This window comes from Pseudomonas salomonii, from assembly GCF_900107155.1.
Classification (GTDB): Bacteria; Pseudomonadota; Gammaproteobacteria; order Pseudomonadales; family Pseudomonadaceae; genus Aquipseudomonas; species Aquipseudomonas salomonii.
The window spans coordinates 38,461-61,008 of sequence record NZ_FNOX01000018.1 but is presented as its reverse complement, the minus strand read 5'-3'; the positions used below and the strand labels follow the sequence as shown (position 1 = coordinate 61,008).

Below are 22,548 nucleotides of genomic sequence, written 5' to 3'. Positions count from 1 at the left end.
ATTCAGGCCATGTTCATTGTACGCAGGCGGGGTGATTGACTAAGGTGCAAGCATTGCCGATGGAGCGTGCTGGATGACTGCTGTTGATTTACCCGCTGTACCCCGCGTGTTAATTGCCGAGGCGGACCCTTGGTCGCGGGACCTGCTCAAGCAAGTGTTGTTGAATGTGCGCTGTGACGCGCGGCTGGATGTGTGTGCCGATGGCCAGGAAGCGGCCACGCTGTTGCGAGACAAAACCTACGACCTGATCCTGGCCGATTGGGAGTTGCCGGGCATCGACGGCTTGAGCCTGCTGCGCAGCGTGCGCCAGAAGCACCGTTCGCTGCCGTTTATTCTGCTGAGCAGTCGCAATGACAGCGCCAGCGTGCGCGAAGCCTTGCCCCTGGCGCCCACGGCATATCTGACCAAACCCCTGAACATGGAAGGCCTGACCCAGCGCCTGCAAGACCTGCTGCTCAATGAAGGCGAAAGTGTGTATTGCGAGATACCGCCGCTCGCCCCGGGCATGGCCTTGCCAATGTTCCTGGAACGCCGCCGCGACGTCTGCGATGGCGCGCCGCTGCGGGTCGATGTGAAGGCCGCCGTGCAACACAGCCTGGCGCCGGACGGCCTGGACCTCAGGCAACTTGAAGAACAGGTAAAAACCGACCCGCAAATCACTGCTGTACTGATCGCCGCCGCCAACAGCGCCGGGCATCACGGCACGCCGGTGCAGACCCTGGCCGCGGCACTGCAAAAGCTCGCCGCCGGGCAGAGCATGAATCTGATTCTGGGCCTGGCGCTCAAGCACAACGTGGTGCTGGGTGACCCGGCGCTGGTGGCCTACGCCGAGCGCCACTGGCAGTTGTCCCAGGACACCGCCGACTATGGGCGCCGCCTGGCGCGCATGTTGGAGCTGGATCACGAACGCTGTTACTGCGCCGGCATCCTGCATCGGCTGGGTGATTTGGCGTTGTTGCGCTGCCTGGAAGACTGGCGCCTGGGTGGCGGGGCGCTGGATGACGAAGTGATTGGCGAATCCCTGTTCACCTTCGGCGCCGCTTACGGCTCGGCGTTGCGCACGCGGTGGCGCTTGCCGCTGGAGTTGCGGCAGTTGATTGCGGCGACCTACTCACTTGAAGGCGGGGTGTATTCGCGCGACGCGCTGGTGGTGAACCTGGCGGCGCAGATGGCGCGCCTGACTGAGCATGAGGGGCTGGAAGCGCTGGCCAAGGGCAAGACCGCGCGGCTGCTCAAGGTGGGCTTGTCGGAGCTGATGCGGGTGCGCAAAACCTAGCGGGCAGCGAGGAACCCATGTGGGAGCAGGCTTGCTCGCGAATGCGGTGGATCAGTCAATATTTTCGGTGGCTGGCACACCGCATTCGCGAGCAAGCCTGCTCCCACATTTTGATCGAGTGCTAGCCTTCTATGACGCGGTTCTTGCCTTGGCGCTTGGCTTCGTACATCGCGGCGTCGGCCCGTGCGAACAGGCTGTCCAGGGTTGAGTCGTCTTCGCGCAGGTTGGCCAGGCCTTGGCTGACGGTCACGGTAAAGTCTCGGCCTTCAAAGCTGAAACTCAGGCCCTGGATTTCCTTGCCCAGCCGCTCGGCCACCTGTAACGCCATCTGCGGGGCACAGCCAGGCAGTACGGCGGCGAACTCTTCGCCGCCAATGCGTCCGAACAGGTCGCCACGGCGCAGTACGCCGCGACCGCTCTCGGCGATCCGCCGCAACACCTGATCGCCTTCCAGGTGGCCGTAGCTGTCGTTGACGTCTTTGAAGTCATCGATGTCCAGCAGCAGGAACGCCAGTGGGGCGCCTTGGGCGCAGGCGCTGTCGAACGCCTGGTTGGCGCACTCGAAAAAGTGCCTGCGGTTGCTGCTTTGGGTCAGCACATCAGTGGTGGCGAGTCGGTGCAGCTCCAACTCCATGTGCTTTTTTTCGGTGATGTCTTCGGCCATGCCGACCACAATCACCGGCTTGCCGGGTTCGACCTGTTGGTTGATGTAGCACTTGTCGCTCAACCAGCGAATCTGACCGTCGGCAGTGATGATGCGGTACTCGCGGTCCTCCACGGCGCCGTCTTCCATCACGCGGGCCAGGCTGTGTTCGGCGTAGTCGAGGTCTTCGGGGTGAATGCTGTTACGCCATTCGCGGTAATCGGCAAGCAACAAACCGGCGGATCGGCCAAACACCCGCTCGTACGCTGGGCTCACGTAAAGCACACGCCGGGTTTCCCAGTCGATGGCCCACAGCACGGCATTCACGCTGACCAGCAGTGAACTGAGCAGTTGTTCGCGCTCACTCAGCCGTTCGACTTCACCCTGGGCATGCATCAGCGCCAGCAGGGTGGCCGCCGCAGCCGGGCGTGGGTGCTCAGCGACAGGGGCATCGGTTGAATAGGGCTTTTCGGGAACCATCGGCACAACTCTCTCTGGGCTCGCCGCAGGATGGAGCAGCGGTCAGTACAAGGGCCACCATGATGGCGAAGTGTTCCTTGAGAGAGGGGATTTGCAGTGAAGTTCCGTGAACGGGCTGACTAAGAAATGGCGTCAGAAACCAGTATGTAGTGAGCGGGCGTGCCCGCTCACTACAACAAGCCGGCCTGTCAGACCGCTGCAGGGCGCAGCGAGTAGGTCTTCAACTGGTGGGCAAAATCGCGCAGGGACTGAATGCCGCTGGCCTCAGCCTCATGCACCCATTCCTTGATTGCCGCCAACATGTCGTGGCCATTGGTGCTGGTCTTCAGCCAGATCTGTTGCAGCGCCAGGCGCTTCTCGTAGATCACGGTCAACGCGTGGCTGTGTTCGAGCATGCTCTGGATGCGCACGTGATGGCGGTCATCCAGCAGGCTGGTTTCACGCGACAGCAGGCGCTTGGCACGGTGGAACTGGTGGCGTACCGAATGATCGACCTTTTCCAGCTCCTGCTTGACCAGTGGGCCGATCACCAACTTGCGGTACTGGGCCATGATCTGGAAGCGGTTGTTGAGGATCGCCATGGCGGTGTCCATGTCCAGGTGGCCTTTGCCCTCGACGCGGTGGGCAATCGGTGCAACGCGTTGCACCTTGGCCAGGCGCAGGAAGCTGAACACTTTGATCCATGCCCAACCCAGGTCGAATTCCCACTTTTTCACCGACAGCTTGGCCGAGTTCGGGTAGGTGTGGTGGTTGTTGTGCAGCTCTTCGCCGCCCACGATGATGCCCCACGGCACCAGGTTGGTGGCGGCGTCACGGCACTCGAAGTTGCGATAACCGACCGCATGGCCCAGGCCGTTGATGACGCCGGCAGCCCAGAACGGGATCCACATCATCTGGATCGCCCAGATGGTGATGCCGATGGTGCCGAACAGCAGCAGGTCGATGACGCCCATGATCGCCACGCCCAGCAGCGGGTAAGGCGTGTAGATTTTGCGTTCGATCCAGTCGTCCGGGCAGTTTTTGCCGTAGATGCGCAGGGTCTCGGGGTTCTCGGCCTCGGCGCGGTATAGCTCGGCGCCTTTGCGCAGCACGGTGGACAAACCCTTGATCACCGGACTGTGCGGGTCGTCGACGGTTTCGCACTTGGCGTGGTGTTTGCGGTGGATGGCGGTCCACTCGCGGGTGTTCTGCGCCGTGGTCAGCCACAGCCAGAAGCGGAAGAAGTGTTTCAGGCCGGCATTGAGCTCCAGGGAGCGATGGGCTGAATAACGGTGCAGATAGACCGTGACCCCAACAATGGTCACGTGGGTCATCAACAGCGTGACTGCCACCAGTTGCCAGGCTGACAGGTCAAGAAAACCGTTGTACCACATAGGCTGTATGGCCCTCAGATAAAGAAAAAAACAGCTCACGCATTATCACTAAGCCTACAGAGAAAACCAGCCGCCCTTTCAGATAGGAGTGACTGGATGTTTCTTATTCTATAATCCGCAGCCTTTGTAGGGCGATTTTGTTTTTTGGGTAAGGATTACTGACCATATGCTGTTTTCATACCGAGGCGCCCTGCGTGCGGGGCTGGTATACCTGCTGATTTCCATTGTGTGGCTCCAGCTCAGCAATCACCTATTGATCAACTTTCTCGATGACCCATGGCAGTTAGGGCACTGGCTGCAGGTGCGCGGCTATGTATGGGTGGCCCTCAGCGCGCTGGTCATTTACCTGATCTGTGCCCGTTTTGCCCGCACCCACCGGCTGCAGCAACCCTTGAAAGAAAACCGCGAACGCCTGCAACAGGCCGCCGCCGTGTTCGATTGCACCCGTGAAGGCGTGCTGGTCACCGACGCCCAGGGGCTGATCGTGCATGTGAACCGCGCGTTCATGGAGATCACCGGTTACAGCCGTGAGGACGTAATGGGCCAACGGCCGAGCCTGTTCAAGTCCGGGCGCCATTCGTCGAATTTTTATCAACAGGTGTTCCAGACCCTCGAGCGCACAGGCGAATGGAGCGGCGAAATCTGGAACCGGCGCAAAAGCGGCGAGATTTATCCACAGTGGCAAACCATCCGGGTTATCCACAATGACCAGGGCCAGGTCAGCCATTATGTTGCGGTGTTTTCCGACATCAGCGCCATCAAAGACTCCGAGCACGAACTGGCGCACCTGGCCCACCACGACCCGCTCACCGACCTGCCCAACCGCCTGCTCTTTACCGATCGTGCCGAGCAGGCGCTGGCCTCGGCGCAAGTGCACAAGCGCGGCTGCGCGTTGCTGTTGATGGACCTGGACCACTTCAAAATCATCAACGACAGCCTTGGCCATAACGTCGGTGACCAGTTGCTCAAGGCCGTCGGCGAGCGGCTGAAAGGCCTGTTCGGCCCCGGCGTGACCCTGGCGCGCCTCGGCGGCGATGAGTTCGCCGTGCTGGCGGAAAGTTGTCCACAGGTGGTTCAGGCTGCCGCGCTGGCGCAGCGTATGCTCGATGCGATGAAAGAGCCGTTTGTGTTCGACGGCAACCAGTTGTTTATCAGCGCCAGCATCGGCATCAGCCTGTTTCCCAGTGATGCCCTGAGCGCCGAACAACTGCTGCGCAATGCCGACTCCGCACTGTTCAAAGCCAAGAGCGCCGGTCGTGAAGGTTATGCGCTGTACACCGAAGAACTGACCGCCCACGCCCAGCACCGCGTGGAAATCGCCAGCGAATTGCGCCGCGCCCTAGATCAGCAAGAGCTGCGTGTGTATTACCAGCCCGTGCACGACCTGCAAGGCAGCCGCCTGGTCGGCGTCGAAGCCCTGGTGCGCTGGCAACACCCGGAACGCGGCCTGGTGCCGCCGGGCGAATTTATCCCGATTGCCGAGCGCACCGGGCTGATTGCCGATATCGATGCCTGGGTGATGGACCAGGCCTGCCGCCAGATGGGCCAATGGCTGGCCGATGGCGCGCCGTTGAGCTTTATTGCGGTGAACGTCTCCAGCCGTTTGTTTGCCCGGCGTGAGCTGTATGAGCAAGTCGCCCAGGTGCTGCACACCACCGGCCTGGATCCGGCTTATCTGGAACTTGAAGTCACCGAAAGCGCGGTGATGGAAGACCCGGAAGTGGCCCTTGAACAACTGCACCGCCTGCGCGAGCTGGGCTTGCGCCTGGCGATCGACGACTTTGGCACCGGTTATTCGTCACTGCTGCGCCTCAAGCGCCTGCCGGTGCAGAAGCTCAAGATCGACCAGGGTTTTGTCGCCGGGTTGCCGTGGGATGAGGACGACGCCGCGATTGTGCGCGTGGTGATCGCCTTGGCAAAAAGCATGGGCATGCAGGTTCACGCCGAAGGCATTGAACAGGTGGAGCAGGCGCGGTTTTTGTTGGAGCAGGAGTGTGATTTGGGCCAAGGGTATTGGTTTGGCCGGCCGGTGCCGGCGCAAGAAATGGATTGGGCCAGGTCACCGACCATCATGACTTGAAATACAGGCCAATGTGGGAGCGGGCTTGCTCGCGAAAGCGGACTGTCAGTCAATAAATGTGTAGCTGATTCACCGCATTCGCGAGCAAGCCCGCTCCCACATTTGGATCTCGGCATGCCTTATTTTCTGCGCTGAACTCGTAAATACCCGCGCAACCCCACGTCCTGTCAGAAAATTCTTTCTGGTTATATAAACATTCTTAAATAGTATTTTTAAGAATATCCGCGCTTATCTACTATCGCCCTCACGCCGCAAGCAGTGCCGCCACTGCCGGGCACTATTCATTTCAGGAGCGAGACCATGAGCGCATCTCTACGTAGCGTCGACGGCCAGGACGAAGCAGCCATTTTGCGTGAGATCCAGAGCGCCTTGCGCGACCTGCGGTTTGGCGCGGTGGAAATCACGGTGCATAACGCCCAAGTGGTGCAGATCGAACGCAAGGAAAAATTCCGTTTGCAGAACCCCGGTAACAAACCGAGCTAAGCACCGACGGCGATTCGCATGCTGGACCCGCAACTATAAGAAAAAGCCAACACCCAAGAATTTCAGGAGCTTCTATGTCGTCGATTCGCCGTTACGCCCTGGCCGCACTGGCCAGCGCCGTGTTTGCCGGTTCCGCCGTTGCCAAGGACTACGAGTTGCTCAATGTCTCGTATGACCCGACCCGTGAGCTGTACCAGGACTACAACGCTGAGTTCACCAGCTACTGGAAACAGTCCCACCCTGGCGACAACGTCAAGATCCAGCAATCCCATGGCGGCTCGGGCAAGCAAGGCCGGGCGGTGATCGACGGTCTGCGCGCCGACGTAGTGACCCTGGCCCTGGCCGGCGACATCGACGAAATCGCCAAACTGGGCAAGACCCTGCCGGAAAACTGGCAAACCCGCCTGCCGGATGCGAGCACCCCGTACACCTCGACCATCGTGTTCCTGGTGCGCAAGGGCAACCCAAAAGGCATCAAGGACTGGGGCGACCTGATCAAGAAAGACGTTTCCGTGATCACGCCTAACCCGAAAACCTCCGGCGGTGCGCGCTGGAACTTCCTCGCCGCGTGGGCCTACGGCCTCAAATCCGGCGGCAGCGAAGCCAAGGCCCAGGAATACGTAAAAGAGCTGTTCAAGCACGTGCCGATCCTCGACACCGGCGCTCGCGGTTCGACCATCACCTTCGTCAACAACGGTCAGGGTGACGTGTTGCTGGCCTGGGAAAACGAGGCGTTCCTGGCACTTAAAGAAGACGGTGGCGCCGACAAGTTCGATATCGTCGTGCCATCCCTGTCGATCCTCGCCGAGCCGCCGGTTGCCGTGGTCGACAAAAACGCCGAGAAAAAGGGCAATACCGAGATCGCCACCGAATACCTCAAACACCTGTACAGCCCGGCGGGTCAGGAGATTGCGGCGAAGAACTTCTACCGCCCACGCGATGCAAAAGTTGCCGCCAAATACGCCCAGCAGTTCCCGAAACTGGACCTGGTGACTATCGACAAAGACTTCGGCGGCTGGAAAACTGCCCAGCCGAAATTCTTTAACGACGGTGGCGTGTTCGACCAGATCTACACGGCGCAGTAAGCCGAGAAACACACACTCACGAAGCCCGCATTCACCTGCGGGTTTTGTGTGTCAGTTCCGCTAACCAAGGACTCTTATGTCGCGTCGTATTTCCCCCGTCATACCCGGCTTCGGGCTGACGCTGGGCTACACCGTGGTGTACCTCAGCCTGATCGTACTCATCCCCCTGGCGGCGATGTTTGTACATGCCGCTCAACTCACTTGGGATCAGTTCTGGGCCATCATTACCGCACCGAGGGTGCTGGCGGCGTTGAAACTGAGCTTCGGCACCGCGTTCGTCGCGGCGATCATCAACGGCGTGATCGGCACACTGCTGGCCTGGGTGCTGGTGCGTTACACCTTCCCCGGTCGCAAGATCATCGATGCAATGATCGACTTGCCGTTTGCCCTGCCCACCGCCGTGGCCGGTATCGCGCTCACCGCGCTATACGCTCCGGCCGGTCTGGTCGGGCAGTTCGCAACCGACCTGGGCTTTAAAATCGCCTACACCCCACTCGGCATCACCCTGGCACTGACCTTCGTTACCTTGCCCTTCGTGGTGCGCACGGTGCAGCCGGTGCTGGCCGATATCCCGCGTGAGATCGAAGAAGCCGCCGCCTGCCTGGGCGCCAAGCCTTTGCAGGTGTTCCGCTACATTCTCGTACCCGCATTGCTGCCCGCCTGGCTGACCGGCTTCGCGCTGGCGTTTGCCCGAGGCGTGGGTGAGTACGGTTCGGTGATCTTCATCGCCGGCAACATGCCGATGAAAACCGAGATTCTGCCGTTGCTGATCATGGTCAAGCTCGACCAATACGACTACACCGGCGCCACCGCCATCGGCGTGATGATGCTGGTGGTTTCCTTTGTCCTGCTGCTGCTGATCAACTTGCTGCAGCGACGCATTGAAACCCCATAAGGAGGCGCGGAACATGTCCCAATCGTCTATTTCCGCCGCGTCCTCGGCCAACGCTGCCCGTCGTGGCAGCGCGGTGTCGCGGCGCATCCTGATCACACTGGGCTGGCTGGTGTTCGCGCTGTTTCTACTGCTGCCGCTGTTTATCGTGGTGTCCCAGGGCTTGAAGAACGGCCTCGGCGCGTTCTTCACCGCGATCCTTGAACCCGACGCACTGTCGGCACTCAAGCTCACGGTGATCGCCGTGGTGATCTCGGTGCCGCTCAACCTGGTGTTTGGCGTCAGCGCCGCGTGGTGTGTGAGCAAGTACTCGTTCCGTGGCAAGAGCATTCTGGTCACGTTGATCGACCTGCCGTTTTCGGTGTCGCCGGTGATCGCGGGCCTGGTCTACGTGCTGATGTTCGGCGCCCAGGGCTTCTTCGGCCCGTGGCTGCAAGACCATGACATCCAGATCGTGTTTGCCCTGCCGGGCATTGTGCTGGCGACCATCTTCGTGACGGTGCCGTTCGTGGCTCGTGAGCTGATCCCGCTGATGCAGGAGCAGGGCACCCAGGAAGAAGAAGCCGCACGCCTGCTGGGCGCGAACGGCTGGCAGATGTTCTGGCACGTGACCGTGCCGAACATCAAGTGGGGCCTGATCTACGGCGTGGTGCTGTGTACCGCGCGGGCCATGGGTGAGTTCGGCGCGGTGTCGGTGGTGTCCGGCCACATTCGCGGCGTGACCAACACCTTGCCGCTGCACGTCGAGATCCTCTACAACGAATACAACCATGTCGCCGCGTTTGCCGTCGCGAGCCTGTTGCTGATCCTGGCGCTCTTCATCCTGCTGCTCAAGCAGTGGAGCGAGAACCGTATCAACCGCCTGCGCAACAGCGCCGGTGAGGAATAAGTCATGTCGATCGAAGTCCGTAATGTCAGCAAGAACTTCAACGCCTTCAAGGCCCTGAACAGCATCAATCTGGACATCCAGAGTGGCGAGCTGGTGGCGTTGCTGGGCCCGTCCGGCTGCGGCAAGACCACCTTGTTGCGCATCATCGCGGGTCTTGAAACCCCGGATGACGGCAGCATCGTGTTCCACGGTGAAGACGTGTCCGGCCACGACGTGCGGGATCGCAACGTCGGCTTTGTGTTCCAGCACTACGCGTTGTTCCGCCACATGACCGTGTTCGACAACGTTGCCTTCGGCCTGCGCATGAAGCCGAAAAACCAGCGCCCGAGCGAAAGCCAGATTGCGGTCAAGGTTCACGAGTTGCTGAACATGGTGCAGCTTGATTGGCTGTCGGATCGCTACCCGGAACAACTCTCCGGCGGCCAGCGCCAGCGTATCGCCCTGGCCCGCGCCCTGGCGGTAGAACCCAAAGTGCTGCTGCTCGACGAACCCTTCGGCGCCCTCGACGCCAAGGTGCGTAAAGAGCTGCGCCGCTGGCTGGCGCGCCTGCACGAAGACATCAACCTCACCTCGGTGTTCGTGACCCACGACCAGGAAGAGGCCATGGAAGTCGCCGACCGTATCGTGGTGATGAACAAGGGCGTGATCGAGCAGATCGGCTCACCGGGCGAAGTCTACGAAAACCCGGCCAGCGATTTTGTCTATCACTTCCTCGGTGATTCCAACCGTCTGCACCTGGGCGAAGACAAGCACGTGCTGTTCCGCCCGCATGAAGTGTCGCTGTCACGCCATGAGCTGGAAGACCACCACGCGGCGCAAGTACGCGATATTCGCCCACTCGGCGCCACCACACGGGTAACGCTGAAGGTCGAAGGCCAAAGCGAGCTGATCGAGGCCGAAGTGGTCAAAGACCACGACAGCCTGACGGGTTTGGCGCGTGGCGAGACCTTGTTCTTCAAGCCCAAGGTCTGGCAAAAAGCCTGACCCTCCGATCGTTCCCACGCTCTGCGTGGGAACGCCTCTTGTGACGCTCTGCGTCACGCTTTGGGACGCGGAGCGTCCTGGGCTGCATTCCCACGCAGAGCGTGGGAACGATCATGTGGGAGCTGGCTCGACTTAAGGTCGCGGCGTTCTACCGGGCCGGACCGCGCCTCAATCTGCTCTTTAAGTTCATGCCGCAACCCCAGCAAAAACGCCAGCTCCGCCACCACAAACAACGGCCCCACAATCAGCCCCGACACGTCATCCACAAACGCTGGCTTCTTGCCTTCGTAGTAGTGCCCGACAAACTGAATCACCCAGCCCACCACAAACAGGCCGATGCCGCTGCTCAGCCACACCAGTGTGCTCTGCGCCGCCAGCGCATGCCCGGCCCACACCGACAAGCCCATCAGTACCGTCATCAGCACGCCCAACGCCAGTTCCAGGCGCAGGTAAAACCACGCCGACAACAACGCGAGCACCACCGCCGGAGATATCCACAGGCTGCCGACGGCCCATTCGGGGCGCGACAACAGCACCGCCACGGCGACGACGATCAGCGGAATGCCGATAAAGTGGCTGGCGATATTGCGCGGGTCGCGGTGGTAGGCGGCGTATTGGCTGAGGTGGTCGACGAGGCTTTTCATTGTTGTTCCTCCTGTAGGATGCTTGATCATGCCCTGCCAGCCTGGGATTGACTGTCAACTGGGCGACAATCTTCGGAGTGCTCATGGACACAGAGAAATGGCGTACTCGCTTGGCCAACGGGCATTGGTTCAGCCACTTGCCCGCGCCCTTTCAGCATAGCCTGCTGGCCCACGCCCGGCAGCGGCAGCTGGCGGCCGGGCAATACCTGTTCAAGCGTGGCGACCCGCCCTGTGGCCTGTACGCGGTGCTCGACGGCGCCTTGCGCATCAACGCGGTGAATGAGCACGGCAAGGAAGCCCTGTTGAGCCTGGTGGAATCACCGTTTTGGCTGGGTGAAATTTGCCTGTTCGATGGCCTGCCCCGCACCCACGACGCCTGCGCAGTCGGCCCGTGCACGCTGCTGCAGGTGCCGCAACAGGCGCTGCTGAACATCCTCAATGAAAGCCCGCAGTACTGGCGTGATCTGGCGTTATTGATGAGCCAGAAGCTGCGCCTGAGTTTTATCAATATCGAGCAACTGAGCCTGATGCCGGCCTCGGTGCGCCTGGCGCATCGGTTGTTGATGATCGTCGAGGGTTACGGCGAGGCCGAGTCTTCAAAAAGCGTGCTGCAACTGCCCCAGGAAGACCTGGCCGCCATGTTGAGCTTGTCACGCCAGACCACCAACGCCTTGCTCAAGGACCTGCAGGCCCAAGGCATCGTGCGCCTGGGTTACGGCGAGATCGAAATCCTCGATGCCCGGCGACTGCGTGAGGCGGCGCACACCTGAGGGTGTTAGCCTGCAAGCCTGATTAATCGAGGTGTGTTATGCGCGTGCTGTTAGTGGAACATGAATCCGAAGAGGCACAGCGGATGGCCCAGGGCTTGAACGAGGCCAGTTACAGCGTCGAAGTCGCGGCCAATGGCATGGCGGCGTTGCGCCTGGTTGAAAGCACTGAGTACGACCTGGTGATCCTGGATGTGATGCTGCCGGGCCTGAATGCCTGGAAGTTGCAGCAGGCGATCCGGTTGAAGGGTGAGACGCCGATGTTGTTCCTGACCACACCGGGCGGGATTGAAGACCGCTTGCGTGGGTTGGAACTGCATGAGGATGATTATTTGCTCAAGCCGTTTGATGCCAAGGTGCTTGTCGCGCGGGTGAAAAAACTCTTGCGGCGTGGTCGCTGAGCCACCGCTCTCGCAGGCAAGCCAGCTCCCACAGTTGGAATGCATTCCCCTGTGGGAGCTGGCTTGCCTGCGATGAGGCCCGACCTAACGCAACCCATCGCGAAACTGCCCCGGCGTCATCCCCGTCCAGCGTTTGAACGCGCGGCTGAAACTGCTGGTATCGGCAAACCCAAGCAAATAACCGATCTCGGCCAATGAGCAGTGCGGATCGCGCAAGTGCAGCAGTGCCAGGTTCTCGCGGCACTCGTTGAGCAACGCATCAAACCGACAGCCTTCATCCGCCAGATGCCGCTGCAGGCTGCGCAGGCTCAGGTGCAACGCCTGGGCGATGCGCTCGGCGCTCGGCTCACCCTCGGGCAGTTGGGCCTCGATGGCCGCGCGCACCTTGCGCTCCCACGTCAGCGGTTGCAGTTGGGCCAGGGTGCGCTTGAGTACGGTTTCATTGTGCTCGGCCAACTCCGGGTTGGCGTCGTCCAGGTGGCTGTCGAAGTCCTGGGCGGAAAATTCAAGGCGGTCTTCCTCGGCATCGAAAAACACCGGTGCGCGAAATACCGTGTGCCAGGGTTTTGGATCCGCCGGTTCCGGCCGCCGCAGGTACACCGCCAACGGCGCGTAGTCACGGCCCAGGCGATTACGGCAGGTGCGCACATAGATCGCTGCAAACGCATCAATCGCTTCCAGCGCGGGTGCCGGACTGTCCGCAGGTTGCAGCAGACGAAAGCGGTAACGCTCGCCATCTCCGCTAAGCTCCAGGGTCAGGGCATCGCTGACCACCTGGTGATACCGCACGATGCGCTCGAACACCTCACGCAGGCTGCCGCTGGCCACCAGTGCATAACCCAGCGCATGGAAGGTGGTCGGGCTCACAAACCGCGACACGCGCAAGCCGATCGCCGGGTCGCCGCTGGCCTGCACTGCCAGCGCCCACAGGCGCGTGGTGGCCGACAGCGGGTAACGCGCATTGGGGTCGTCCATCTGCTGCGGGTCGAGCCCGGCCTCGATGCACAGCGCGGCGCTGTCCAGGTTCAGGGCGTCGAGCTGCTTGCGCAGGGCGCGGGTCCAGCTGGCGAGGGAGGTGGGTTCAGTCATGGTGATTGGCGCTTGCGGTCAACAGGTTGGCGTCCGGGGCTAGCGTCCCGCCCGATCGCGTAGGGCAGGATGGACGTATCACTTAACAAGAGGATGGGAGCATGGACGGTACTTCTGCAAGTCCCCAACAGATGAACGCGCAACAGCGCTCGGCAAAAATCCGCGAAGTGGTGCTCGCCGAAGGCGTGCGGTTGCGCCAACAGCACCCCTGGCTATTGCATCAGGACGCGTTGGGCGCGGGTATCCTGGCCTTTGCCTTGCTCGGCATGCTCGGCTCGGCGGCGCTCTACATCACCGGCCATATGGCTTGGTGGGCGTGCCTGCTGCTCAATGCCTTCCTCGCTTCGCTGACCCACGAGCTGGAACATGACCTGATCCACAGCATGTATTTTCGCAAGCAACGCGTGCCGCACAACCTGATGATGGGCCTGGTGTGGCTGGCGCGGCCGAGCACCATCAACCCGTGGATACGCCGGCATTTGCACCTTAACCACCACAAGGTGTCCGGCACCGAAACCGATATGGAAGAGCGCGCCATTACCAATGGCGAGCCGTGGGGGTTCGCGCGGTTGCTGATGGTGGGCGATAACGTGATGTCGGCGTTTATCCGCATGCTGCGGGCCAAAACCTGGAGCCACAAACTCAAGATCCTCAAACGCGCGCTGCTGGTCTACGCACCGCTGGCGCTGCTGCATTGGGGCGCGTGGTATGTGTTCCTGGGCTTTCATGCCGCCAATGGCATCGCCAGCCTGATGGGCGTGCCAATCCAGTGGTCCGCCGGTACCTTGCAGATGATGCAGGTGATTGATATCGCCGCCGTGGTGATCATCGGCCCTAACGTGCTGCGCACCTTTTGCCTGCATTTTGTCAGTTCCAACATGCACTATTACGGTGATGTGGAACTGGGCAACGTGATCCAGCAAACCCAGGTGCTCAACCCGTGGTGGATGTGGCCGTTGCAGGCGTTCTGCTTCAACTTCGGCAGCACTCACGGCATCCACCATTTTGTGGTGAAGGAGCCGTTCTACATCCGCCAGATGACCGCCAAGGTCGCCCACCCGGTGATGCGCGAGATGGGCGTGCGCTTCAATGATATCGGTACGTTTACCCGCGCCAACCGGCTTGAACGCCAGGAACGGCCGGACGCCGAACTGGCGTTCAGCAAGCAATAAACGCCAGCGGCAGGTCGCGAATCTGTTCGCGCAACGGCGGCTGATAGTGGTCGTCGCTGATCAGCTCATGCAGCAGCTCTTCGCGCAGTTGGTGGAACTCGAAGCTGCTGCGCTGGCGCGGATGGGGCAGGGCGATGTCCACCACCTGCTTGATCCGCCCGGGTCGCGGCTCCATCACCACCACGCGGTCGGCGAGGAAGATCGCTTCTTCCACATCGTGGGTCACCAGCACCGTGGTGATTTGAGCGCGGGCGCGGATCGCCAATAGCTCGTCCTGCATCTGCTGGCGGGTCAACGCATCGAGGGCGCCGAACGGCTCGTCGAGCAACAGAATGCGCGGGCTGGCCACCAGACCTCGGGCGATAGCCACACGTTGCGCCATGCCGCCGGACAGCTGATGCGGGTAAGCGCGGGTAAAGTCGGTAAGGCCCACCAATTCGATAAAGTCACCGATGCGCCGGTTGCGCTCGGCCTCGCTCAACGGCTCGTTGACCAGGCCCAGGCCGATGTTTTCTGCGACGGTCAGCCAGGGGAACAAACGATGCTCCTGGAACACGATGCCCCGCTCGCCGCCGATGCCGCTGACAGCTTTGCCATCCACCCGGATCTCGCCACGAAACTGCGTATCCAGCCCCACCAGCAGGCGCAGCAGGGTGGATTTTCCGCAGCCGCTGGAACCCACAATCGCCAAAAACTCGCCTTCGGCAATGTCCAGGTTGAATTCGCGAATCGCCTCCAGCTCAAAGCCGTCGACGTCAAAGGTCTTGCCCACATGGTTGAAGCTGACGATAGGTGCGTTCATGCGTGTCTCCAGCGCGTGGCGCGGGTTTCGATGCGTTGGCCGATAAGGTTGAGCGTGGCGCCGGTGAGGCCGACCAGCAACATGCCGCCCATGATCAGGTCCATGCGCAGCAGCTGTTGGGCGCCGATCATCAGGCTGCCGATGCCGCCATTGGACGGCATGAAATATTCCGCGCCGATGGTGCCCAGCCAGGCATAGATCAGGCTCAGGCGCAGGCCGGCGAAGATCCCCGCCGCCGCGCCCGGCAGCACCAGGCGGCGCAGGCGCTGGAACAGATTCAGGCGCAGCACGTGCGCGGCTTCGCGCAGCTGTGGCGACAGGTTCAACACGCTGCGCTGGGTGGCGATAAACAGCGGAAAAAACGCCGCCAGGGCGATAAACACCCACTTGGCCAATTCACCCAGGCCGAACCAGGCGGTGAGTAATGGCACCCAGGCGAAAATTGCGATCTGGCGCAGTGCGGCCAGGGTGGGCCCGAGCACTCGCTCGCTGCGTCGCGACAAACCCAGCCACAAACCCATGGCAAACCCCAGGCTGCCGCCGAGCAACAAGCCTCCCAGCGTGCGGCCGAGACTTTTGCCCAAGGCGCCGGACAGGCTGCCATCCAGCACGCCGGCGGCGGTGGTTTGCAGCACGGCCCATGGGCTGACCAGAATATTCGGGTCTACCCAAGCCTGATCCGTCGCCAGCTGCCACAACGCTAGCAACAGCAGCGGCAACAACCACGGTTGCAGGCGTTGCCACCCCTCATAACGCGGGCCGCGGCGAATCTGCGCAGTGGCCGGGTGCGGCCAGTGCACCCATTTGCGGTCCAGCCAGCCGATGCCGCGATCCATCACCACGCCCAGCACCCCGATGACCACGATGCACACGAAGACACTATCGAGCATGAACAACTGGCGCGCCCAAACCATCAGGTAGCCGATGCCTTCGCTGGACGCCAGCAGCTCCACGGCCAGCAACGAGGTCCAGCCCGCCGCCAGCGCCAGGCGCACACCGGCCATGAAGGCCGGCAATGCAGCGGGCAGTATCAACCGACGAATCAGCAGATGGGTAGGCAGGCGCAGTACGCGGGCGGCTTCACGCAGAGTGGGTTGCGCGTCACGCACGCCGACCAGTGTGTGCAGGGTGACGGGCACCACAATCGCCTTCACCAGCACCACCAGTTTCAAGGTTTCGCCGATGCCGAAAAACACCATGAACAACGGGATCCAGGCCAGGGTCGGCACTTGTGATAACGCGCTGAACGTGGGGAATACCAGGCGTTCGGCGCGAGCGCTGAAACCCAATAGCGCACCCAATACGGCCCCCGCGCCGATACCGGCCAGCAGCCCCCAGAACAAACGCTGCAAGCTGATCGCCAGGTTGCTCCATAACTCACCGCCGGCCAGTTCCACAGCACTGCTCCACACCAGCGACGGCGCGGGCAAAATTTGTTCGCTCATCCACTGATGACGGCTGGCCAACCACCACAGCGCAAACAGCGCCAGCGGCAACAGCCAGGGCAGCAGACGCTCACCGAGCAAGGGCCAGCGCGGCATGGAGGCTGAAAGCGGCAGGCTCAACTGTGAAGTGCGGGCCATGGCTGACCTCCGTCGGCGTTATGTGATTTCGATCTTATAAAAATGGAATCAAGATGATTGTGAGATAAGAAAAATCATTTAAAGCCTCTGCCCGGCACGCATCCAATGCATTCGAAGAATATTTTTGATGCTGTTTATGCATACGCCGCTGGAGCCAGCGTTTTAGCTCGCATAGTCCAAAAAGCTATTAAATTGTGAATTTATAGTATTTAAAGTTTTGCTCGGGCTATGCCTACTTTCTGCTCCCCAGGCGACCGTCGCCCACCAGGAGCTGCGCTTATGAAACTGCCCTTCAAACGTCTGATCAGCCTGTTCGCGGGCACCGCCCTGGCCGGGTTGGTGCACGCTGCCGACCTCAAGGAAATCCGCATCGCCGTGCCTGACCTGAGTGCCGGCAGCCAGCACAGCGGCGGCGGTATAACGGATGTGTTGCGCGAGCAGCAGATCTTCGAAAAAGCCTTTGCCGATCAAGGCATCAAGATTCAGTGGAATTACTTCAAGGGCGCCGGTCCCGTGATCAATGAAGCCTTCGCCAATGGCCAGGTAGACCTGGCCTACCTGGGCGATCTGGCGGCGATCATCGGTCGCTCCAATGGGCTGGACACACGTTTGCTCAGCGCCAGCGCGCGTGACATCAAACAGTACCTGGGCGTGGTGCCGGGCTCGGGGATCAAAAGCTTGCAAGACCTCAAGGGCAAGCGTGTGGCGGTGTTCCGTGGCACGGCCAGCCAGTTGTCGTTCGACAGCGCATTGGCCAGCCAGGGCTTGAATGAAAAGGACCTGAAAGTCATCAACCTGGATTTCAACGCGGCGGGCGCGGCATTGGCCGCCAAGCAGATTGATGCGACCTGGGGCGGTTCGAACCTGACGGCGTTGCAGGCTAAAGGGCTGGCGGAAATACCGCTCACCACCAAGGACCTCGGCGGTGCCGGCAGCGTCCAGGCGGTGCTGGTAGGCAGCAAACAATTTGTCGACGAACACCCTGATGCGGTGGCCAAGTTGCTCAAGGCCCAGCAGCAAGCGGTGCAGTGGTTGACCACCGACAGCAACAAGCAGGCCTATATCGAGCTGGTGTCGGGGCGTGCCAGTTATCCGCCGGTAATCCTGACCAACGACTTGAAAGACCAGCAGCTCAGCGAGATTTTCCCGGCGACCCTGGATCCGGTGTTCCTGGGCAAGTTGCAGGGCGCGGTGGACTTGGCGTCCAAGGAACGGCTGATTCGCAAGTCGTTTCAGGTGAGTGACTGGGTGGCGCCGAACCTGGCCGCTGCGGGCCTCTGACAGAGGTGGTGTCTGGGCTGCCGTCTTCGCGAGCAAGCCCGCTCCCACATTTGGAATGCATTCCAATCTGTGGGAGCGGGCTTGCTCGCGAAGAGGCCCATCAAACCGCCACACTCACCTCCTGCCTATCTACCTCCACCAGCGTCTCAATCATCGCCTTCGCCGCCGGCGACAACCTCGACCCCGTGCGGCTGACAATCCCGCAGCGCGCGCTCATGGTCTCCATGTTCTGCGGCAGGTTGCGCCAGTGCAGCAGCACCAGCGAACCCTGTGCGATGTCCTCGGCAAAGGCTTCCTCGGTGCCCACACCGATGGCATTCGATTGCAGCACGATTTTTACCAGCGCCGGGAAGTGTTCAGTCTGAATGCTGGGTGAAAAATCCATGCGCCCACTCAGGTTCGCCAGCAGTTTGCGAATGCCCTGGGAGATCAGCGGCGAGGCCAGCGGGTAGTCGAACATGTCGTTGGTCGACAGGCTGTCCTTGGCCAGCAACGGGTGCCCTGGGCGGCAGAAAAACACGCCGCGCTTGGGCGTCAATGCGCGGGTCTGGAAGTTCGGGTCGGCCTCGAACTGGCGGATGTCGGCGATAAAAAATTCGATCTCTTCGCGGCTCAAGGCGCGGCTGAGTTTCTCCCAGTTATCCACCTGGAAACGGGTGCGGATTTTCGGGTGCGCGCCGATAAAACGCGCCACTGCGTCCGGCACCAGTTTTACCGCTGGCGCCGGGCCGCAACCGAAGCGCAGGTCGCCGGCGTCGAGCTTGGTCATGCGCGTGACTTCACTGCTCAGCAGCGCGGCGCCGTGCACCAGGGTCAAGGCATGTTGCAGCACTACCTGGCCCTCTGGCGTGGGGCGCAAGTCCTTGTGGCCACGGTCGACCAGCACGCAGCCGAACTCCTGTTCCAGCCCCTGGATGCTGCGGCTGAACGCCGGTTGGGTGATGCCCATGGCGTCGGCTGCACGCACGAAACTGCGGTGTTCGTTGAGGGCGATGAAGTACCGAAGTTGGCGAAGATCCATATGCTTTCCCGGCATTTGAAAAATAGGTCGAAGGCATTTGCGACCGTGGGAGCTGAGGTTTTAAATGCAAGCTCTTATTCCGTCAACGAAGCATTGATTCATTTGCTAGATCTAAATTGCATATGAATAGAGCGTTGCAGGAAAGCATCCCACCATCAGCAGGCACATGAGGGGCATCACAATGAGCAACGCCGCATTAGCTGTTCAACCCGTCGCCCAGACGCTCGACATCCACCCGGTGGCCGGCCGCATCGGCGCCGAGATCCGTGGCATCAAACTCTCCGGTGACCTGGATGCCGCCACCGTCGAGGCCCTCCAGCAAGCGCTGGTGCAGTACAAAGTGATCTTCTTCCGCGAACAAAACCACCTCGATGATCAGAGCCAGGAAGCCTTCGCGCACCTGCTCGGCGAGCCGATCGCACACCCGACGGTGCCGGTGCGCGACGGTACGCGCTTCCTATTGGAGCTGGACGGTGCCCGTGGCCAGCGCGCCAATTCCTGGCACACCGACGTGACCTTTGTTGATGCCTACCCGAAAGCCTCGATCCTGCGGTCGGTGCTGGCACCAAAGTCTGGTGGCGACACGGTGTGGGCCAACACGGCCGCCGCCTACAACGACCTCAGCGCCGACCTGCGCGCACTCGCCGATAACCTGTGGGCCGTGCACAGCAACGAGTACGACTACGCCGGGCGCAAGCCGGATGTGTCGCTGGAAAAGCTTGAGGAATACCGCAAAATCTTTACTTCCACCGTGTATGAAACCGAGCACCCAGTGGTGCGTGTACACCCGGTCAGCGGCGAAAAAACCTTGCTGCTGGGCCACTTCGTCAAACGCCTCAAAGGCTACTCCCAGACCGAATCTGCGCAGCTGTTCAACCTGCTGCAAGGCCACGTCACCCGCCTGGAAAACACCGTGCGCTGGCGCTGGAACACCGGCGACGTGGCGATCTGGGACAACCGCGCGACTCAGCATTACGCGGTGGACGATTACGGCACCCAGGAGCGCATCGTGCGTCGGGTGACGCTCAAGGGCGATGTGCCGGTGAGTGTGCAAGGGCAGCGCAGCCAGACCACAAAGGGATTATGAGCTAAGTCGCAGATCAAAAATGTGGGAGCCGACTTGCTCGCGAATGCGGTGGATCAGTCAGTATATTTGCAACTGACAGACCGTATTCGCGAGCAAGTCGGCTCCCACATTAGTTTTTTGTATGTTTACCAGACGCCGATTTTCACCACCTTTTCCGCTTCCGGCTCACCGTACCGGAACCACTGGCCACGCGAATCAACCTCCGCATGGCTGATGGTGGTACGCCGCTTCAACCCACGCAGCCATTCGAACAAATACCCCAAGTGCGTCTCGCGCACCGCCGCGTAGGCCGGGTCGGCGCCCAGGTCGTGTAACTCCTGCGGGTCATTCAGCAGGTCAAACAGCTGTGGACGAAAACCGTCATAGGCCAGGTATTTCCAACGTTCACTGCGCACCATGGTCATGCGGCAACGGTCGATGGGCTGCGCCAAACGCTCGCGCGCCGGGGCCTGGAAGGCATAGTCGTATTCAGCGATGGCGTAATTGCGCCAGCTGATCGGTTCGCCGTGCAGCAGCGGGATCAGCGAGCGGCCTTCCAGGCGATGGTCTGCGGCAGGCAAGCCCAGGGCATCGAGGAACGTTGGCAGGGCGTCGATGGTTTCCACCAGGCGCTCATCCACCGTGCCACGGCTGATATCGGCACTGGCCCGCGGGTCGCGCACGATCAGCGGAATGCCCACCGCAGGCTCCAGCAGAAACTCTTTTTCGCCCAGGAAGTGGTCACCGAGGAAGTCGCCATGGTCGCTGGTGAACACGATCAGCGTGTCGTCCCAGCGGCCGTTGCTTTGCAGAACGTCGAACAGCCGCCCGAGTTGATCATCGACCTGTTTGATCAGGCCCATGTAGGTCGGGATCACCGTGAGCCGCACTTCATCACGGGAAAAATTTACGCTTTCCTGATGCTGACGGAAAGCCTGGTAAACCGGATGATCACTGGTGTGCGCAGGCTGAATCGGGGCCTGGATATGCGCGGCGCCATAAAGCGCGTGATACGGCGCCGGGGCAATGTAGGGCCAGTGCGGCTTGATGTATGACAGGTGCAAACACCACGGCTGCTCGCCTTGTTCAGCGATAAAGTCGATGGCGCGGTCGGTGGTGTAGACGGTCTCCGAATGCTGCTCGGCTACCCGCGCCGGCAGCCCGGCGTTGCGCATATGCCAGCCGCTGAGTACCTCACCGTTTTCACCGGCGGCGGCGTTGGCCCATTCATGCCAAGGGTTGGTGCCGTCGTAGCCGTGCTCGCGCAGGTACTGGGTGTAGGGCGCGGACTCGCGTTTTTCTGCGAACAGCGGGCTGTCGGGGTAGATGCCGTCGTGGCGCAAATACGCGTCGAAACCCACCTCATTGAAGGGCTCGGCCTGCGGGCTTTCAGGGTCGATATTCAGGCGCTGCAACGCCTCCAGGTTCGGCGTGGCGTGGGTCTTGCCCACCAGTGCGGTGCGGATGCCATGGGGGCGCAGGTAGTCGCCGATGGTCAGCTCTTCCAAGGGCAGCGGCACCGCGTTCCAGGCCACCTGATGGCTGCTGACATAGCGCCCGGTGTACGCCGACATCCGCGACGGCCCGCAAATGGTGCCCTGGGTGTAGGCGCGGCTGAAGCGCACGCCGGCAGCGGCGAGGCGGTCGATATTTGGCGTGTGCAAATGCGCGTGGCCGTAGCACGACAGGTAATCGCGGCGCAGTTGATCGCACATGATGTAGAGCACATTGCGCACGGGGTTGGGTTGGGACATGGGGCTTCACCGGACTGAGGACAGGTGAAGGTTTTCGCTGTTCGGGTGGTGGGCTGGCAAGTGCATTTGAGGACTGGGTTTTATGCAGGGAATGCATGGGTGTTGCTTCTGGCGCCTTCGCGAGCAAGCCCGCTCCCACAGGGGGAATGCATTTCAAGTATGGGAGCTGCCTTGCCTGGCGAAAGATCTGATATGAACAGCCAGTTCTGCCAGCCCTTTATCGTCTGCCCGGGCTGCGTCATGGGAGGAGATATAGCCTTCATAACGCTCAAAATATTTGTTCACGTTCGAGCTGATTTTTTTGAAGGCGCTGTCTTCCCCGGTCCCGTGCATTGGGAATAATTTAGCGTGCAGGTGATCGACGCCATAACCCTCCAGAATCATTCCCGTTCTCGCCACACCTTCCAGCGCTTGGTCCAAAAGATTCGCAGTTTTTTTGGCCGCGATGACCAAGTCGCAAAGCACTCTGTCGGACTCGGCAAACGCATAGCTGCCGTGATGGGCTTTGGGTATAACGACACTGAACCCCGGTGTATTGGGAAATATGGAGAGAAACGCCATGTGGGTCTGATCTTCCCATAGGAGATGAGTGGGAGCAGCCCCGCGGGCAATGCTGCAGAAAATACAGTCCATTAAACACCTGCCTGATTGTCATCAAAATAGTGGGTGCTATATCCCAAAGGCCACTGGGCGGCATCCCACTCAATATAAAGCGATCGTTGTTCGCCGAAGAGATTGGACGCGATGGACGTTATTATTCCGGAGGCCATAAGCGCAGCAATA

At 60.9% G+C, this 22,548-nt stretch carries 20 protein-coding genes and 1 pseudogene; 12 read left to right on the top strand and 9 right to left on the bottom strand.

The genetic code is table 11. From position 1 onward, the window contains the following. Window positions 1–73: 73 nt before the first annotated feature. On the top strand, window positions 74–1,276 hold the full coding sequence (locus BLV67_RS29945; RefSeq protein ID WP_065930895.1) for an HDOD domain-containing protein: 1,203 nt from the start codon (window positions 74–76) through the stop codon (window positions 1,274–1,276). 121 nt (window positions 1,277–1,397) lie between these two features. On the opposite strand, the gene BLV67_RS29940 is transcribed toward BLV67_RS29945, so the two are convergent. Next, on the bottom strand, window positions 1,398–2,399 hold the full coding sequence (locus BLV67_RS29940; RefSeq protein ID WP_069786411.1) for a sensor domain-containing diguanylate cyclase: 1,002 nt from the start codon (window positions 2,397–2,399) through the stop codon (window positions 1,398–1,400). Between the two features lie 188 nt (window positions 2,400–2,587). Beyond that, the gene (gene desA / locus BLV67_RS29935; RefSeq protein WP_017136693.1) at window positions 2,588–3,772 is read right to left on the bottom strand and encodes a delta-9 fatty acid desaturase DesA; all 1,185 of its coding nucleotides are present in this window, start codon (window positions 3,770–3,772) and stop codon (window positions 2,588–2,590) included. A gap of 166 nt (window positions 3,773–3,938) precedes the next feature. Here desA and dibA point away from each other — a divergent pair, with 166 nt between their 5' ends. From dibA to BLV67_RS29905, 6 genes are all read left to right on the top strand, one after another. Beyond that, window positions 3,939–5,852 carry a phosphodiesterase DibA gene (gene dibA, locus BLV67_RS29930; protein WP_069786410.1) on the top strand — a complete coding sequence of 638 codons (1,914 nt, stop codon included), beginning with the start codon at window positions 3,939–3,941 and terminating at the stop codon, window positions 5,850–5,852. Between the two features lie 300 nt (window positions 5,853–6,152). Beyond that, on the top strand, window positions 6,153–6,335 hold the full coding sequence (oscA, locus tag BLV67_RS29925) for a sulfur starvation response protein OscA (protein ID WP_003170956.1): 183 nt from the start codon (window positions 6,153–6,155) through the stop codon (window positions 6,333–6,335). Between the two features lie 74 nt (window positions 6,336–6,409). Next, on the top strand, window positions 6,410–7,420 hold the full coding sequence (locus BLV67_RS29920; RefSeq protein ID WP_003170959.1) for a sulfate ABC transporter substrate-binding protein: 1,011 nt from the start codon (window positions 6,410–6,412) through the stop codon (window positions 7,418–7,420). Window positions 7,421–7,496: 76 nt separating this feature from the next. Continuing rightward, window positions 7,497–8,315: a sulfate ABC transporter permease subunit CysT gene (cysT, locus tag BLV67_RS29915; RefSeq protein WP_056858136.1), complete on the top strand. Its 819-nt coding sequence runs from the start codon at window positions 7,497–7,499 to the stop codon at window positions 8,313–8,315. 13 nt (window positions 8,316–8,328) lie between these two features. After that, window positions 8,329–9,201, top strand: a complete 873-nt coding sequence (gene cysW, locus BLV67_RS29910) for a sulfate ABC transporter permease subunit CysW (RefSeq protein WP_017136696.1) — start codon at window positions 8,329–8,331, stop codon at window positions 9,199–9,201. 3 nt (window positions 9,202–9,204) lie between these two features. Further along, window positions 9,205–10,185 (top strand): sulfate/molybdate ABC transporter ATP-binding protein, encoded by a 981-nt coding sequence (locus BLV67_RS29905; protein WP_065930891.1) that lies wholly within the window; start codon window positions 9,205–9,207, stop codon window positions 10,183–10,185. 131 nt (window positions 10,186–10,316) lie between these two features. Here BLV67_RS29905 and BLV67_RS29895 read toward each other — a convergent pair. After that, window positions 10,317–10,829: pseudogene (locus tag BLV67_RS29895) on the bottom strand (Mpo1 family 2-hydroxy fatty acid dioxygenase); the annotation flags it as partial. Between the two features lie 83 nt (window positions 10,830–10,912). Between BLV67_RS29895 and BLV67_RS29890 the strand changes: the two are divergent. Both BLV67_RS29890 and BLV67_RS29885 read left to right on the top strand, forming a co-directional pair. Next, the gene (locus BLV67_RS29890) at window positions 10,913–11,599 is read left to right on the top strand and encodes a Crp/Fnr family transcriptional regulator (RefSeq protein ID WP_069786409.1); all 687 of its coding nucleotides are present in this window, start codon (window positions 10,913–10,915) and stop codon (window positions 11,597–11,599) included. A gap of 38 nt (window positions 11,600–11,637) precedes the next feature. Beyond that, on the top strand, window positions 11,638–11,997 hold the full coding sequence (locus tag BLV67_RS29885; protein WP_069786408.1) for a response regulator: 360 nt from the start codon (window positions 11,638–11,640) through the stop codon (window positions 11,995–11,997). Window positions 11,998–12,081: 84 nt separating this feature from the next. On the opposite strand, the gene BLV67_RS29880 is transcribed toward BLV67_RS29885, so the two are convergent. After that, on the bottom strand, window positions 12,082–13,086 hold the full coding sequence (locus tag BLV67_RS29880; RefSeq protein WP_065930888.1) for an AraC family transcriptional regulator: 1,005 nt from the start codon (window positions 13,084–13,086) through the stop codon (window positions 12,082–12,084). A 101-nt stretch (window positions 13,087–13,187) separates the two neighbouring features. On the opposite strand from BLV67_RS29880, the gene BLV67_RS29875 reads away from it, so the two are divergent. Next, complete coding sequence (locus BLV67_RS29875) at window positions 13,188–14,258, top strand: fatty acid desaturase (protein ID WP_069786407.1); 1,071 nt, start codon at window positions 13,188–13,190, stop codon at window positions 14,256–14,258. Here the strand turns inward: BLV67_RS29875 and BLV67_RS29870 are convergent. Together BLV67_RS29870 and BLV67_RS29865 are read right to left on the bottom strand one after the other, a co-directional pair. Continuing rightward, window positions 14,245–15,060: an ABC transporter ATP-binding protein gene (locus tag BLV67_RS29870; RefSeq protein WP_069786406.1), complete on the bottom strand. Its 816-nt coding sequence runs from the start codon at window positions 15,058–15,060 to the stop codon at window positions 14,245–14,247. The two genes, BLV67_RS29875 and BLV67_RS29870, sit on opposite strands and share 14 nt — an antisense overlap. Continuing rightward, window positions 15,057–16,643, bottom strand: a complete 1,587-nt coding sequence (locus BLV67_RS29865; protein ID WP_069786405.1) for an ABC transporter permease — start codon at window positions 16,641–16,643, stop codon at window positions 15,057–15,059. Before BLV67_RS29865 ends, BLV67_RS29870 begins: the two co-directional genes overlap by 4 nt. Window positions 16,644–16,922: 279 nt before the next feature. Here BLV67_RS29865 and BLV67_RS29860 point away from each other — a divergent pair, with 279 nt between their 5' ends. Continuing rightward, complete coding sequence (locus tag BLV67_RS29860; RefSeq protein WP_069786404.1) at window positions 16,923–17,924, top strand: ABC transporter substrate-binding protein; 1,002 nt, start codon at window positions 16,923–16,925, stop codon at window positions 17,922–17,924. A gap of 100 nt (window positions 17,925–18,024) precedes the next feature. Here BLV67_RS29860 and BLV67_RS29855 read toward each other — a convergent pair whose 3' ends face one another. Continuing rightward, a complete protein-coding gene (locus tag BLV67_RS29855; protein ID WP_065930883.1) occupies window positions 18,025–18,945 on the bottom strand; it encodes a LysR family transcriptional regulator in 921 nt (306 codons plus the stop codon). Window positions 18,946–19,126: 181 nt separating this feature from the next. Between BLV67_RS29855 and BLV67_RS29850 the strand changes: the two genes are divergently transcribed. Continuing rightward, window positions 19,127–20,032, top strand: a complete 906-nt coding sequence (locus tag BLV67_RS29850) for a TauD/TfdA dioxygenase family protein (protein WP_069786403.1) — start codon at window positions 19,127–19,129, stop codon at window positions 20,030–20,032. 125 nt (window positions 20,033–20,157) lie between these two features. Here BLV67_RS29850 and BLV67_RS29845 read toward each other — a convergent pair whose 3' ends face one another. Both BLV67_RS29845 and BLV67_RS29840 read right to left on the bottom strand, forming a co-directional pair. Further along, the gene (locus BLV67_RS29845; RefSeq protein ID WP_069786402.1) at window positions 20,158–21,765 is read right to left on the bottom strand and encodes an alkaline phosphatase family protein; all 1,608 of its coding nucleotides are present in this window, start codon (window positions 21,763–21,765) and stop codon (window positions 20,158–20,160) included. Window positions 21,766–21,918: 153 nt separating this feature from the next. Then, on the bottom strand, window positions 21,919–22,398 hold the full coding sequence (locus BLV67_RS29840) for an HIT family protein (RefSeq protein WP_069786401.1): 480 nt from the start codon (window positions 22,396–22,398) through the stop codon (window positions 21,919–21,921). Window positions 22,399–22,548: the final 150 nt, after the last annotated feature.